The organism is Streptomyces sp. NPDC060205, assembly GCF_042728395.1.
Lineage (GTDB): Bacteria > Actinomycetota > Actinomycetes > Streptomycetales > Streptomycetaceae > Streptomyces.
Genome location: NZ_JBHWZP010000022.1, coordinates 20209 through 33185, shown reverse-complemented (window position 1 = coordinate 33185; position 12977 = coordinate 20209). Strand labels below are relative to the sequence as shown.

Below are 12977 nucleotides of genomic sequence, written 5' to 3'. Positions count from 1 at the left end.
CGTGATGTGTGGCTCCCCCGGGCCGGAGGATCCGATCGACCAGCCTTCACCACCGTCGCCGTCCGGGCAAGGAGGATAGGGGCATGGCACACAAGATGACCGATGAGGAATGGCGGGCGTTCGTCTCGCACGGAACCCGCACGGGCAAGTTGTCGACCGTCCGGGCCGACGGGCGCCCGCATGTGGCACCGATCTGGTTCGTGCTCGACGGCGACGACCTGGTCTTCAACACGGGAAAGGACACCGTCAAGGGGCGGAATCTGGCTCGGGACGGCCGGGTGGCCCTGTGCGTGGACGACGACCGGCCTCCGTTCGCGTACGTCGTCGTCCAGGGGCAGGCCCGCATCTCGGAGGACCTCGACGACGTCCGGCTCTGGGCGGGCAGGATCGGCGGCCGGTACATGGGTGAGGAACGCGCCGAGGAGTTCGCGGCCCGCAACGGCGTACCCGGTGAACTCGTCGTACGCGTGCGGATCGAGAAGGTTCTCGCGGAGGGATCGGTCTCCGACTGACCTCCGGGACGGGTTGGGCCGCACCGGCTGAGCGGTACAGGCTGAGCACTCGGTCGGCCGCGGTCGGCCGACCAAGTCCTCCAGCCGAGCCGACCGGGTCCGCCAGCCGACCGGATCCCCGAGCGGAGCGGGTCCGTCAGCCGACCGGATCCCCAAGCCGACCGGGTCCGTCAGCCGGTCGGCTCGGTCAGCTGGCGGGCTCCTCGGTGCGGTCCGTCAGCCGACCGAGTCGAGGAGCCGGGCGGTGTGCATCCGTCCGGCGTACTCGACGAGACGTACCAGCACCTCCTTTCCCGAGTCGCGGTCACGGGCGTCGCAGAGCACCACGGGGGTGCCCCGGTCGAGGTCGAGGGCCCGTGAGACTTCGTGGGCGCCGTACGTGCGTGCGTCCGTGAAGCAGTTGACCGCCACCACGAAGGGGATGCGCCGGTGTTCGAAGTAGTCCACCGCCGGGAAGCAGTCCTCAAGCCGGCGGGTGTCCGCAAGGACGACGGCGCCGAGGGCTCCTTGTGACAGCTCGTCCCACAGGAACCAGAACCTGTCCTGGCCCGGCGTTCCGAACAGGTAGAGCGACAGGCCGGACCTGATGGTGATGCGCCCGAAGTCCATGGCGACGGTCGTCGTCGCCTTCCGGTCCACGCCGCCGGTGTCGTCCACCGACCGGCCGGCCTCACTGAGCAGTTCCTCGGTGCGCAGCGGTCTGATCTCGCTGACCGCGCCCACCAGGGTGGTCTTGCCGACGCCGAAGCCGCCGGCGACGAGGATCTTCAACGCCAGGGCGGCCGTCTCACCGCTGGTGCCATCGGAGTGTTCAGGGACCATCGCTCACTTCTTTCGGGTTCGCCGGTGTCGGTCGACGTCTACAGGGCCCTCAGTCCGTCGATGACCTCGCGCAGGATGCGCTCGTCGGGCAGGTGCGCGGGCGGCACCGGGCGGCTGACCGTCACGCGGCCCAGCTCCAGCAGGTCGCCCAGGAGTACGCGCACCACACCCACGGGCAGATCGGTGTCCGCGGCCAGTTCGGCGACGGACTGGGTCTCGGCCCGGCAGAGTTCGACGAGGGCCCGGTGCTCCGGCCCGAGGGCGGCGGTGTCCGCACCGGTCGCGGGCGCCGCGGTGTCGAGTGCGACGAGTGCTATCAGGTCGAATCGCACCCCGGCGGGTCCCGGCTCGGTGCGTCCACCCGTCATGGCGTACGGGCGGACGAGAGGCCCGGCCTCGCTGTCGTACCACTGGCTGCCCGGCTGCTCGGGGGCGGCTGCCCGGTCCTCGGCCATGAACTCCGGCTCCCGCTCACCGGGCCGCGGGCGGACGGGCGCCCGCACGGGGAGCCGAGTGAAGGTGCTCGCCCACCTGTCTGACCAGGCGTGCCATCTCGTAGGCGATCAGGCCGATGTCGGCCGTCACACCGCTCAGGACGGCGAAGCAGGACCCGTCTCCGGCGGCCACCACGAACAGGAAGCCGTCGTCCATCTCCACCATGGTCTGGCGTACTCCGCCGGCTCCGAAGTGGCGGCCCGCACCCTTGGCCAGGCTGTGGAAACCGGAGGAGACCGCAGCGAGGTGTTCCGCGTCCTCGCGTCCGAGGCCGGTGGACGCGCCCATCGCGAGCCCGTCGTTGGAGAGCACGACAGCATGCCTCACCTCGGCGACCCGCAGCACCAGGTCGTCCAGCAGCCAGTCGAGTTCGCCGGACCGTGCCGCGGTCCCCGGATCCGGATCCTGGATCATGTGAGGTCTCCTTCGCTGCTGTCTCTGCCCTCTGCGGGGCCGAACCCGGCTCGGGGACCGGGGGAAGGTCCGCCGCCGCGGACCCACCCCGCGCGGTACGCCGTCATCCGGTCCCGTACCGCTTCGGGAGTGCGCTCGGCGTCCTCCCGGTGACGTGCCGGGTACGCGGGTTCCTCGGCGCGCTCTGCCCGCAGTTGCGGAGCGAGGCTGGCCTGACGTACGCGCCGCGGGAGTCCGTCGGACGCGTCGGACGGCTCGGCCTCGTCGGCGGAGGAACGGTGCAGGCGCAGGGTGATCACCTCGGGCGGGGGTCCGTCGTGCGAGCCGTCCGCCGAGGCCTCCGCCGGGGCGGCCACGGGCGGGACGAGTGCGGGTCGTTCGATGTGGGCCTCCACGGAGTCCTGTCGTGGGGCGGGGTCCACGGAGTCCTGTCGGGGAGCCGGCCCCACAGGTTCCTGTCGGGGAACGGGACCGGGCACGCGCGCGTACCGGCGTCCGGCAGCTTGTCCGGGAGCTCGTTCGACCGGCTGTTCCAGTGGCCGTCCGGCAGTTCGCCGGGGAGGCGGTCCAGCAGGTCGCCCGGCCTTGCCGCGACGAGTATCGGAACGTTCCTCCGTACTCGTGTGCAACAACGCGGTGGGCAGGAGGATGACCGCGGTGGTGCCTCCGTAGGGCGAGGTCCGCAGGTGCACCTTGATGCCGTGGCGGGCGGCGAGCCTGCTCACCACGAAGAGGCCGAGCCGGTCGCTGTCGAACAGGTCGAGTGCCTGGGACTGCTCGATACGGCGATTGGCTTCGTCGAGGGTCTCCTTGCCCATGCCAAGACCCCGGTCCTCGACCTCCACGGCGTATCCGTTGCCGACCGGTTCGCCGGTGACCCGCACCCTGGTGTGAGGCGGGGAGAACTGGGCGGCGTTCTCGACGATCTCGGCCAGCAGATGCGTGAGGTCGGCGATCGCGGCTCCGACGACCAGGGTCTCCGAGAGCTGTCGTACCTCCACGCGCGCGTAGTCCTCGACTTCGGAGACGGCGGCGCGCACCACGTTCGTCAGGGAGACCGGCATGCGCCACGCCCGGCCGGGGGCTGCTCCCGAGAGGATGATCAGGCTCTCCGCGTGGCGTCGCATCCGTGTGGTGAGGTGGTCGAGCCGGAAGAGGTCGCTCAGCTCGTTCGGGTCCTCGGAGCGTCGCTCCATGCTGTCCAGCAGCCTGAGTTGACGGTGAACGAGAACCTGGCTGCGGCGGGCGAGATTGACGAAGACACCGGAGATTCCGCCGGCGAGTTCCGCTCGTTCGACGGCCGCGTGCAGTGCGGCGCGGTGCACCGTGGTCAGCGCTTCCGCGACCTGCCCCGCCTCGTCCTCGGCGGGCGGCCCCGGCGGAGCCTCGGCACGGACGTCGATCTCCTCTCCGGCCCGCAGTCTCCGCATGGCGTTCGGCAGTTTGCGCCGCGCGATCTCCAGGGCGCTGTTGCGCAGGGTCACCAGTTCGACGACGAGGCCGCGTCCGATGCGTACGGAGATGACCAGTGAGGCGGCCACGGCTGCGAGCCCCAGGAGTACCGCGGCACCCGCGGGCGACAGCAGTCCGCGCCGGAGGGGATCGGCCCGGTTCGCGACGTCACGGCCGCCGTCCGATTCGATGACCCGCATGTCGTCCCGCACGCGCGCGTGGGCGGCGTTCCAGGTCTCCCCCGGCGAGGCCTGGATCGCCGCGGCGCCGGGCGGGGCGGTGAGCATCCTGTTTTCGACGACCGTCAGGTCGGCGTACGCGGCAGCCTCCGTGAGGGCCTGCCAGGCGGCTCGTTCAGGTCCGCGGAGATCGACGACAGCGGAGTCGGTGAGCAGCCTGCGCGTGTCCACGGCACCGGTGAACAGCCGCAGTCGCTGTCCGTCGAGGGCCCCTTCGAGGCGGGCACCGGCCAGCACCGTGTCCTCCTGTGCCAGGGCCTCGCCCGCGCGGGAGAACTCAAGCAGTACGCGCGCGTCGGAGCCGATCTCCGCGTCCTGGATGCCGGTGAGCGCACCGCCCACGCCGAAGGCCGCGGCGATGGTCCCGGTGTACCGCCTGTACGTCTCGTCCCACCCTGTGGTGCCGTCGAGTACGGCGGTCCGCAGGGCACGCAGCCGCTCCGCGCCGGTCACGAAGGTGTCGAGACGTGTGGCCACTTCGGCGGGAAGCTCCTCGCTGTCGGCGACGGTGCTGCCCTCTCCGAGGCGGAGTTCCGACACGGTCCGGTCGGTGCGCGCCGCCAGCTTCTTGAGGGCGCGCTCCCGGTCGGCCGAGGGGCGCGTGGCGTAGCGGACGGCTGCCACGCGTTCGTCCTGGAGCGCGATGACGGTTGCTGCGACCGGGGCGCGCACTTCGGAGTCCACGCGCTGCAACTGCCGCAGTCGTGTGACGTCCTGGGCCGTGGTGACGGTGGCGTGTGCCCACAGGGCCAGCAGGGAGACGACCGGGACCATGAGCAGGCAGACGATCTTCGCTCGCACGGTACGGGGCCGCAGACTCCAGTTCGTCGCGCGCGGGGGCGTGTCGACCGGTTCCGTGTCGTCGGTCCCCTCGGGGCCGGAGTCTTCGTCGGCCGGCGGTCCGGCATGCGCGCGGCGGCCCCGTGTCCGGGCCGTCGACGGCTCTGCGCCGTCTGTCGGGGTCCTTCGGGATGTACGCATGGCCTTCTCGCTCGGAGTGGTTCGGGGCGCGCCTTGTCGGGTCGTCGGTCCGGATCCGCCGTCAGGGGACGGCACTCGTGGGTGGCGTCGGACTCGTGGACGGTGTCGAGGAGAGGTCGTTTTCGCCGGGCCGCTGGGCCGACGCGGAGGCCTCGCGCTCGTCCGCTGTCGGGGAGAGCGCGACGAACGCCGACGTCAGGAAGAGATAGGACCCGAGGCCGACGGCGAGGGGGAAGACGAACTGCATCGCCGTGGCCCCGGGCAGGGCCTGTCCGGAGGGTGTGACGTGAACGCCGACCGCCGTCATCCCGGTGTAGTGCATGCTGCTGACCGCCCCGCCCATGACGAGCGAGGCGACGGCGACCGCGGCGGGCGAGCTGATGTTGAGCGCCGCCCACAGTGCGGCGGTCGCCGCGACCACGGCGATGGCCACGGAGACCCCGACGAGCAGCGGTTCGTAACTCACCTCTCCGTGCAGTCGCAGAGCGGCCATGCCCAGGTAGTGCATGCTCGCCACGCCCAGTCCGGTGGTCAGGCCGCCGAGGACGAGCGCGCGACCGCGGTCCCGGCCGTAGCCCACGGCGAAGACGCCCGCGCCGACGACGACGATCGCGACGAGCAGGCTGAGCACGGTGAGCGGCACGTCGTAGCGGATGTCGGTGCCCCTGACGCCGAAGCCGAGCATCGCCACGAAGTGCATGGTCCAGATCCCCGTACCGATCGCGGAAGCCGCGGTGAGCAGCCAGTTGCGGCGCGACCGGCCATAAGCGCCGAGCGCGCGGACCGTGCAGCGCAGCCCGAGCGCCGCGCCGATGCACGCCATGGCGTACGACAGCACGGGGGTCAGCCAGCCGAAGGTGGCGTGGTCCAGGTGTCCCATGGCCCCGGGACGCTAGTGGGGCCCGGGGCGCGCACAGGGGGCGCGTTTCGAAAGCTGCTGGAATATGGCGGAGAGGTGCGGGGGAACGATCGCGTCACGGTCGAACGTGTGCGCCGCCTCGCGTTTCGCGTCGCCGTTCGATCGGGTCGCTCACCGTGCGATGCGGGATCATGCGGTGCATGAGCGACGACCACACGCATGTCCAGGAATTCTTCTCGGCCCGCGCGGCCGGCTGGGACGACCGGTTCCCCGACGACGGCCCCGCTTACGCGGCAGCCGTCTCCGAGCTGGGGCTGCGGGAGGGCGATCACGTGCTCGACGCGGGCTGCGGCACAGGACGGGCTCTGCCGGCCCTCAGGGACGCCGTGGGGCCCTCCGGGGCGGTCCTCGGCGCGGACCTGACGCCGGCGATGCTGGAGGCGGCGGTACGGGCAGGGCGCGACCGGGCGGGGCAACTGCTCCTCGCCGACGTGTCCCGCCTGCCCCTGCGTGCGAAGTCGCTCCATGCCGTCTTCGCGGCCGGGCTCATCGCGCATCTTCCGGACCCCGCCGAGAATCTGCGGGAATTGGCGCGGGTCGTGCGGCCGGGCGGGGTCCTGGCGCTCTTCCACCCGATCGGCAGGGCCGCTCTCGCCGCGCGCCAGGGACGGCGGATCACCCCGGACGACCTGCGGGCGGAGGCCAGCCTCGGCCCGCTCCTGTCCGCCTCCGGCTGGCGCATGACGTCGTACGTGGACGAGGACGCCCGCTTCCTCGCCCTGGCCGTGCGCCGCCCCTGAAACGCCACCCGGAACCGCCCTGTTCACCGGGCCGACGAGGGCGTGCGGCGAGGGTTCACGACACCGCCCCCTTCTGGTGTCGAACTTTCAACTCTACGTTGAACTAAGACAGATGGGCGATGACCGAAGAAGCGGTACGCGGGGGAAGGTGGCCCGAATGTCCGGCACGATGGCTCGACTACGGAAGCTCTTTTCACATCCACGGCCGGCTGGGTCCGAACACCCTGCGCCATCGGCGGGGCCCCGCCCCAGGAAGCAGACGCACAACTTGTTCGAAGCAGCCGCGGCCTACGTGGCGGCCGGCGTCGATGACGACCAGGACGGGGTCGAGGAGGCCGCGGCCTGGGTGTCACCGGAAGCTCTTTCGTTCGGTGTGAACGAGCTGGCGTGCCGGGCCGTCATCGCGCTCGCACGAGAACGCGACGAGTCGCCCACCGCGGTGGCCCGAACGCTCCTCGGCCTGCCCGTCGCCTGACGGGAGCGGAAGCGGAATCAGCGCGACCGCAGGTGGTCGTTTCGACCGTGTTCCGGAGCATGAGGGCAGGTCCCCGCGTGTTCCGGCCCCGTGACAACGGCCCCGGCGGGCATTAGGGTGCGCCGACGGATGTAGCGAGGGGAGGCTGGGATGGCCGTGACGGACGATGAGGCCGTCGCCGTTGAGGACGACGACGCACTGTATGTGCTGACGGCGGTGCTGTTGACGCCGGCGCAGTTCCCCAGCGTGCTGGGCGACGACTATCCGGAGGCCTGCGCCGCCCTCGGTCTCGCGCCCCTCGCCGACGGGTACGGGCTGGTGCTGGGGCAGGACGGCGACGGCGCGCGGTGGACCGTCGTCATCGACGACGTCTCGCTGGTGGCGGTCGCCATCGCTTCCTGGGACTGCGGCATGGAGTACGACCTGTCGCCGGACGAACGCTCGATGGTGGCCGCGCTGCCCGGATGGCCGCTGGCCGTGGCGGTCGCGGCGCCCGGTGTGCCCGCCCCTCACGATCCCCACCCCGACATCGCGGAACAGGCGCCGCTGTGTCCGCCGGACGCGTCCGCCTGGGGTGCGGCGCAGCGGCGCCTCGGCGCGGACGAGATCGCGCTGCAGTGGGCCGTCTGGCGCGAACAGATCGACGAGAGCGAATTCGCGGCCTCGGCGGACGAGGAGCCCGCTCCTGCTGACGGGACCGCACCGACCGGCGACCGGGCGGACGAAGACGGTGGCGACGGGGACGGCGGGCGGGCACCGCTCACCGGCGTCCAGCGCGTACTCTCCGAAGCGCACTCCTACGTGGACACTCCTCCGCCGCTCGGCCGCGTGCGCTCGTCCTTCGCCCCGGGGGACGCGCGGACGCTGCGCGCCGACGGTCCCGGCTGGTCGCTGGTGGCGCGGACCGACGACATCGCCTTCGTGCTGCTCGACGAGAAGCCCGGCGAGATCCTTCCGGTAGGCCGCGGACCCGAACTGCCCGGTCTCCTGGAGGCTCTGGACAAGATGGCCGTACGCCCGAACTGAACCCGGCGGGCCGCGGTGGTGCGCAGGCGGTGCCGACGCCGCTCGTGGGCCACACCATCGGCCGGCCCACGAGCGGCGACGAGGTCAGCTCCTGTGCGCTGCAGAGAAACTGCGCAAGAGGGAGCGTCCGAAGAGGATGTATTCGAAGAGGGTGTGCCGGTAGAGGAACTGAGTGAACGGTTGATGTGTCAGCGGCCGAGTTCCTTGCGGCCGACGCGGCGCAGCCTGCGCCGCTGCGAGGGGTCCAGCGTCAGATACGCCGCCGCGGGAACCCCCAGGACGATCAGCAGGGCGGCCCACCAGGGCAGCCAGAAGAGCAGGACGATGCCGACCGCGACACCGCCTGCGGCTATCTTCGCGTTCCTTGACATGTGCGTAGCCTCCTTAGCGGCCACTGCCGCTCTCTGTTCTGAGAACGGACCCGCGCTCCCGACGGTTCCGGACCACGCCCCTGATACGACCCTGAGGTGCACCCTTACCCGACCCTGAGAGGCGCCCCACCCGGGCCCGGTCGGGGCAAAGCCGGACGGGGAGGTGGACTTGGCACCCACCTTGAGCGAGAAGTGACTGGCATCACAAGCCGGACACTTGGTTCATCCTGCGCGGCGCTGTACCCTCGGCGACCTCCACCCCCGGTAGTCAAAATTGAGGAACACGCTCATCCCTGTGCAGAGGATTCCTGCCCCCACTCCCTCCGAGATCTCCGAACTGGCGCGCTGCTGCGCCGTCTTCCTCCCTGCCGACCCGGCCCGCACGGGCAGTGTCGCGTTCTGGCTGCCCGACGGCGAGGAGCCCCCGGCCGTCGGTCCCGGCTCTGGTCCCGGAGCCGACTCCGATCCCGACTCCGACTCGGCTTCCGAGTCAGGTTCCGACTTCGGTCACGGCTCCGTGGAGGAGCTGTCCGTCGTCCTCCCGTGCGAGGACGGGGTCGAGTTGGTGACGGTGTCGGCCGTCGTCCTGCCGGTGCGGACGGCGCTCCCGGTCCTCACGCGCGCGCGTGCCGCCGCGCGGACCCACGGTTCGACCGCCTTTTGGGGTGCCGCGGCCGTACTGGCGCTGCAGTTCGCCGCGCGCGGACTGCTGCTGCCCGGCCTGAGCTCCGGCGACCACGACGCGTGGCGCGCGGGACCTCTGGGCGCGCGGGACCTGGAGCGGATCCGTGAGCTGGCCGCCGCCATGCCGCCGCACGCCCACGCGGTCCCCGTCGACACGGCCGAACCACTGCGGCTGCCCGATCCGGAGTGGCTGCTGCGCGCCTTCCTCGACGCAGTCGCCGACACCCTCCCCCGCTCCCCCGCGGCGGCACTCGCCGCGGGCGGCCCGGCCTTCGCCGCCCGGGAACCGCAGCAGGTGCCCGAGCATCGCGCGTGGGCGGCCGATGTCGCGGCGGGCCACGACGCCGGCGTACGGATCTCGCTGCGCGTCGAGGTGCCGGGGCTCGCGTCGGCCGTGTCGGACGAGAACCGACTGCCGTTCCGTGCGGTGCTGCAACTGCACAGTGTCAGCGACCCGGCCCTGCTGGCGGACGCGGCCGAGGTGTGGAGCGGGTCGGCTCCGGCTTTCGGCCCGCGCGCGCGGATGGACGCCCTGCTCGCGCTGCGCCGCGCGGCCCGGGCCTGGGCACCGCTCACGCCGCTGCTGTCGGCGAGCGTGCCCGACTCGATCGAACTCGCCGACGAGGAGGTCACCGAACTCCTGGGCGAGGGGGCGCGATCACTCACGGCCGCCGGTGTGGAGGTGCACTGGCCCAGGGAACTGGCACACAAGCTGACGGCACGCGCGGTCATCGGCCCCCCGGACGACGAACAGGCAGGTACCGGACCGGCCTCGGACACGCCCTCCTTCCTTTCGGCCGACGCACTGCTGACGTTCTCCTGGTGGTTCGCACTGGGCGACCAGCAGTTGACGCGCCAGGAACTGGACCGGCTCGCCGAGGCGAACCGTCCGATGGTGCGGCTGCGCGACCAGTGGGTCCTCGTCGATCCGCAGGAGGTACGGCGCGCCCGTACCCAGCAGGATCACAAGCTGACGCCCGTCGACGCGCTGAGTGCCGTTCTGACGGGCTCCACGGAGGTCGACGGCCGCCGGGTCGACGTACGGCCCACGGGATGGCTGGCCACGCTGCGGGACCATCTGTCGGACCCGGAGGGGCAGGAGCCGGTCGGGCAGCCGTCGGCGCTGGCCGCGACCCTGCGCGACTACCAGCTGCGCGGCCTCAACTGGCTGGCCAGGATGACGTCCCTGGGACTGGGCGGCTGTCTCGCGGACGACATGGGCCTCGGCAAGACGATCACACTCATCGCGCTGCATCTGCACCGGCAGACCGACGAGTCCGCGGCGGGACCCACACTCGTCGTCTGTCCGACGTCTCTCATGGGCAACTGGCAGCGCGAGATCGAGAGGTTCGCTCCCGGCACTCCCGTCCGCCGCTTCCACGGGACCCGGCGGAGTCTGGAGGACCTGGCCGACGGTGAGTTCGTCCTCACGACCTACGGCACCATGCGCCTCGACACGGCACGTCTGGCGGACGCTTCCTGGGGCATGGTCGTCGCGGACGAGGCACAGCACGTGAAGAACCCGTACTCGGACACGGCCCGGCAGTTGCGGAAGATCGACGCACGCGCGCGTGTGGCGCTCACCGGCACGCCGGTGGAGAACAACCTCTCCGAGCTGTGGGCGATCCTCGACTGGACGACACCGGGTCTGCTGGGCAGGCTCGGCACGTTCCGCAACCAGTACGCGAAGGCCGTCGAGGGAGGACAGGATCCGGGGGCGGCGGACCGGCTCGCCCGGCTCGTGCGGCCGTTCCTCCTGCGGCGCCGCAAATCCGATCCCGGCATCGCACCGGAACTCCCGCCGAAGACGGAGACCGACCGCGCGGTGTCCCTTTCCAAGGAACAGGCGGGTCTGTACGAGGCCGTGGTCCGCGAGACGCTCGCGGAGATCGCGGGCGCCGACAGCATGGCGCGCCGCGGACTGATCGTGAAGCTGCTCACGGGGCTGAAGCAGATCTGCAATCACCCGGCTCAGTACCTCAAGGAGGACCGGCCGAAGATCGCCGGGCGTTCCGGAAAGCTGGAGCTGCTGGACGAGCTGCTGGACACCATCCTCTCCGAGGGGGCATGCGTTCTGGTCTTCACGCAGTACGTGCGCATGGCCCGTCTGATCGAGCGCCATCTGCACGCGCGCGGTGTGCACTCGCAGTTCCTGCACGGAGGCACGCCCGTCCATGAGCGCGAGGCCATGGTCGAGCGCTTCCAGGAGGGCGAAGTGCCCGTCTTCCTGTTGTCGTTGAAGGCCGCGGGCACGGGTCTGAACCTGACGCGGGCCGAGCACGTCGTGCACTACGACCGCTGGTGGAACCCGGCCGTCGAGGCCCAGGCCACCGACCGCGCGTACCGCATCGGCCAGACGCGGCCGGTGCAGGTGCACCGGCTGATCGCCGAGGGGACGATCGAGGACCGCATCGCGGACATGCTGCTGCGCAAAAGGGAGTTGGCGGACGCGGTGCTCGGATCCGGGGAATCGGCCCTGACCGAACTCACCGACGCGCAACTGGCCGACCTGGTGGAACTGCGAGGGGGCGCCCGATGAGCGATCCGTACGAGAACACTCCGGAGCGCGTTTTCGCCGCCCTGCCGCCCACGCAGGGCCGGGGCTTCGCCCAGAGCTGGTGGGGGCAGGCCTGGGTCAAGGCGCTGGAGGACGCCACGCTGGACCCGAAGCAGCTGAAGACGGGGCGCCGGCTCGCGCGCGCGGGAGCCGTGGGCGCCGTGTCGGTCCGACCCGGGCGGGTCACCGCCGTGGTCAACGACCGTGACCACACCGCTCATCGTGCAGACGTCCTGCTCCCGGAGCTGTCCGAGGAGCACTGGGACCGGTTCCTGGACATGGCGGTCGAGCGAGCGGGGCACATCGCGGCACTGCTCGACCGCGAGATGCCGCCGCACCTGGTCGAGGACGCGGCGACCGCCGGTGTCGAACTCCTGCCGGGCCTGGGCGATCTGGAGGCGGAGTGCGACTGCGACGCGTGGGACCACTGCGGTCACACCGCAGCGCTCTGCTACCAGGTGGCGCGACTGCTCGACCAGGATCCTTTCGTGCTGCTTCTCCTGCGCGGCCGCGGCGAGCGCGAACTCCTCGACGCGTTGCAGCTGCGCAGCGTCTCCGCGGCAGAAACCGCCGAATTGCGGCAGGAGACGGCGCGGCAGGAGACGTACACGGGCGTGGACGCAGCCGAGGCGTACGCGGCGGGGGAGATCCTGCCGCCGCTGCCCGGGGCGCCTGCCGTGCCCGCGGAACCGGGCCTGCCGCCGTCCCTGGACACGGAGACCGATCCCGCGCCCGGGGTCGATCCGTCCGCCCTGGAGTTCCTGGCGTCGCAGGCCGCCCGTGAGGCTCACCGGCTGCTTGTCGACGCGCTCAGGGCAGGCCATGAGCAACGCGTCGTGGAGGCCGAGCTGACGCCTGGGCAGGATGCCGTACGGCTGGCCGCGGGCGGGCCCGAGGTCCCGGTGACCGCCCGCCTCGCCGAAGGGTCGGGGCGCGACCGCGAGAGCCTGGCGCTCGCGGTCCGCTCCTGGGAGTACGGGGGCGCGGCCGCACTCGACGTACTGGAGACGGACCGGCCGGCCGGGGCGGAAACGCTCGCACGCGCGCGTGCCGCCCTGGAGTCGGCCTGGGAGGACCACGAACGGCCCGACCTGCGCGCGTCCCGCAGCCGCTGGACCGTCGCCGGCGGACAGACCCAGCTCCGGCTGGGGGCGGACGGACGCTGGTGGCCGTACCGCAAGGAGGGAGGCCGCTGGGCTCCCGTCGGGCCGGCCTCCCAGGACCCGGCGACAGCCCTGGCCCTGGCCGACGGGCTGGAGTGACGCCTGGCCGAAGGACGGGGCCGGCACA

12 protein-coding genes are annotated in these 12977 nt (G+C 71.8%); 6 read left to right on the top strand and 6 right to left on the bottom strand.

Annotation, left to right across the window (positions count from 1 at the left end):
• Window positions 1–83: 83 nt before the first annotated feature.
• Window positions 84–512, top strand: coding sequence for a PPOX class F420-dependent oxidoreductase (locus ACFWGJ_RS06315; RefSeq protein ID WP_210891104.1), 429 nt, complete (start codon window positions 84–86; stop codon window positions 510–512).
• Between the two features lie 216 nt (window positions 513–728).
• Here ACFWGJ_RS06315 and ACFWGJ_RS06310 read toward each other — a convergent pair whose 3' ends face one another.
• The 5 genes from ACFWGJ_RS06310 to ACFWGJ_RS06290 all read right to left on the bottom strand — a co-directional run bounded on the left by ACFWGJ_RS06310 (window position 729) and on the right by ACFWGJ_RS06290 (window position 5795).
• The gene (locus ACFWGJ_RS06310; RefSeq protein WP_387321408.1) at window positions 729–1334 is read right to left on the bottom strand and encodes an ATP/GTP-binding protein; all 606 of its coding nucleotides are present in this window, start codon (window positions 1332–1334) and stop codon (window positions 729–731) included.
• 38 nt (window positions 1335–1372) lie between these two features.
• Window positions 1373–1789, bottom strand: coding sequence for a DUF742 domain-containing protein (locus tag ACFWGJ_RS06305; RefSeq protein WP_387321407.1), 417 nt, complete (start codon window positions 1787–1789; stop codon window positions 1373–1375).
• A 16-nt stretch (window positions 1790–1805) separates the two neighbouring features.
• A complete protein-coding gene (locus tag ACFWGJ_RS06300; RefSeq protein WP_387321406.1) occupies window positions 1806–2243 on the bottom strand; it encodes a roadblock/LC7 domain-containing protein in 438 nt (145 codons plus the stop codon).
• The gene (locus ACFWGJ_RS06295) at window positions 2240–4915 is read right to left on the bottom strand and encodes a nitrate- and nitrite sensing domain-containing protein (protein WP_387321405.1); all 2676 of its coding nucleotides are present in this window, start codon (window positions 4913–4915) and stop codon (window positions 2240–2242) included. The genes ACFWGJ_RS06300 and ACFWGJ_RS06295 overlap by 4 nt, the downstream gene beginning before the upstream one ends.
• Before the next feature lie 61 nt (window positions 4916–4976).
• Complete coding sequence (locus ACFWGJ_RS06290) at window positions 4977–5795, bottom strand: MHYT domain-containing protein (protein ID WP_387321404.1); 819 nt, start codon at window positions 5793–5795, stop codon at window positions 4977–4979.
• Between the two features lie 179 nt (window positions 5796–5974).
• Between ACFWGJ_RS06290 and ACFWGJ_RS06285 the strand changes: the two genes are divergently transcribed.
• From ACFWGJ_RS06285 to ACFWGJ_RS06275, 3 genes are all read left to right on the top strand, one after another.
• Window positions 5975–6574: a class I SAM-dependent methyltransferase gene (locus ACFWGJ_RS06285; RefSeq protein ID WP_387321403.1), complete on the top strand. Its 600-nt coding sequence runs from the start codon at window positions 5975–5977 to the stop codon at window positions 6572–6574.
• A 169-nt stretch (window positions 6575–6743) separates the two neighbouring features.
• Entirely contained in the window at window positions 6744–7049 is a 306-nt protein-coding gene (locus ACFWGJ_RS06280) for a hypothetical protein (RefSeq protein WP_387321424.1), read from the top strand.
• 150 nt (window positions 7050–7199) lie between these two features.
• Window positions 7200–8075, top strand: coding sequence for a hypothetical protein (locus tag ACFWGJ_RS06275; protein ID WP_387321402.1), 876 nt, complete (start codon window positions 7200–7202; stop codon window positions 8073–8075).
• 188 nt (window positions 8076–8263) lie between these two features.
• Here the strand turns inward: ACFWGJ_RS06275 and ACFWGJ_RS06270 are convergent, their stop codons facing one another.
• Complete coding sequence (locus ACFWGJ_RS06270; protein WP_189774210.1) at window positions 8264–8446, bottom strand: hypothetical protein; 183 nt, start codon at window positions 8444–8446, stop codon at window positions 8264–8266.
• 295 nt (window positions 8447–8741) lie between these two features.
• Between ACFWGJ_RS06270 and ACFWGJ_RS06265 the strand changes: the two genes are divergently transcribed.
• Together ACFWGJ_RS06265 and ACFWGJ_RS06260 are read left to right on the top strand one after the other, a co-directional pair.
• The gene (locus tag ACFWGJ_RS06265; RefSeq protein ID WP_387321401.1) at window positions 8742–11669 is read left to right on the top strand and encodes a DEAD/DEAH box helicase; all 2928 of its coding nucleotides are present in this window, start codon (window positions 8742–8744) and stop codon (window positions 11667–11669) included.
• On the top strand, window positions 11666–12949 hold the full coding sequence (locus tag ACFWGJ_RS06260) for an SWF or SNF family helicase (protein ID WP_387321400.1): 1284 nt from the start codon (window positions 11666–11668) through the stop codon (window positions 12947–12949). The genes ACFWGJ_RS06265 and ACFWGJ_RS06260 overlap by 4 nt, the downstream gene beginning before the upstream one ends.
• The last annotated feature ends 28 nt before the right edge of the window (window positions 12950–12977 follow it).

Excerpts from the sequence above, each read along its gene's own strand:
- ACFWGJ_RS06285 (WP_387321403.1), top strand. The coding sequence starts at position 5,975 with ATGAGCGACGACCACACGCATGTCCAGGAATTCTTCTCGGCCCGCGCG.
- ACFWGJ_RS06280 (WP_387321424.1), top strand. The coding sequence starts at position 6,744 with ATGGCTCGACTACGGAAGCTCTTTTCACATCCACGGCCGGCTGGGTCC.
- ACFWGJ_RS06260 (WP_387321400.1), top strand. The coding sequence starts at position 11,666 with ATGAGCGATCCGTACGAGAACACTCCGGAGCGCGTTTTCGCCGCCCTG.
- ACFWGJ_RS06305 (WP_387321407.1), bottom strand. The coding sequence starts at position 1,789 with ATGGCCGAGGACCGGGCAGCCGCCCCCGAGCAGCCGGGCAGCCAGTGG.
- ACFWGJ_RS06300 (WP_387321406.1), bottom strand. The coding sequence starts at position 2,243 with ATGATCCAGGATCCGGATCCGGGGACCGCGGCACGGTCCGGCGAACTC.
- ACFWGJ_RS06270 (WP_189774210.1), bottom strand. The coding sequence starts at position 8,446 with ATGTCAAGGAACGCGAAGATAGCCGCAGGCGGTGTCGCGGTCGGCATC.
- ACFWGJ_RS06290 (WP_387321404.1), bottom strand. The coding sequence starts at position 5,795 with ATGGGACACCTGGACCACGCCACCTTCGGCTGGCTGACCCCCGTGCTG.
- ACFWGJ_RS06310 (WP_387321408.1), bottom strand. The coding sequence starts at position 1,334 with ATGGTCCCTGAACACTCCGATGGCACCAGCGGTGAGACGGCCGCCCTG.
- ACFWGJ_RS06315 (WP_210891104.1), top strand. The coding sequence starts at position 84 with ATGGCACACAAGATGACCGATGAGGAATGGCGGGCGTTCGTCTCGCAC.
- ACFWGJ_RS06275 (WP_387321402.1), top strand. The coding sequence starts at position 7,200 with ATGGCCGTGACGGACGATGAGGCCGTCGCCGTTGAGGACGACGACGCA.
- ACFWGJ_RS06295 (WP_387321405.1), bottom strand. The coding sequence starts at position 4,915 with ATGCGTACATCCCGAAGGACCCCGACAGACGGCGCAGAGCCGTCGACG.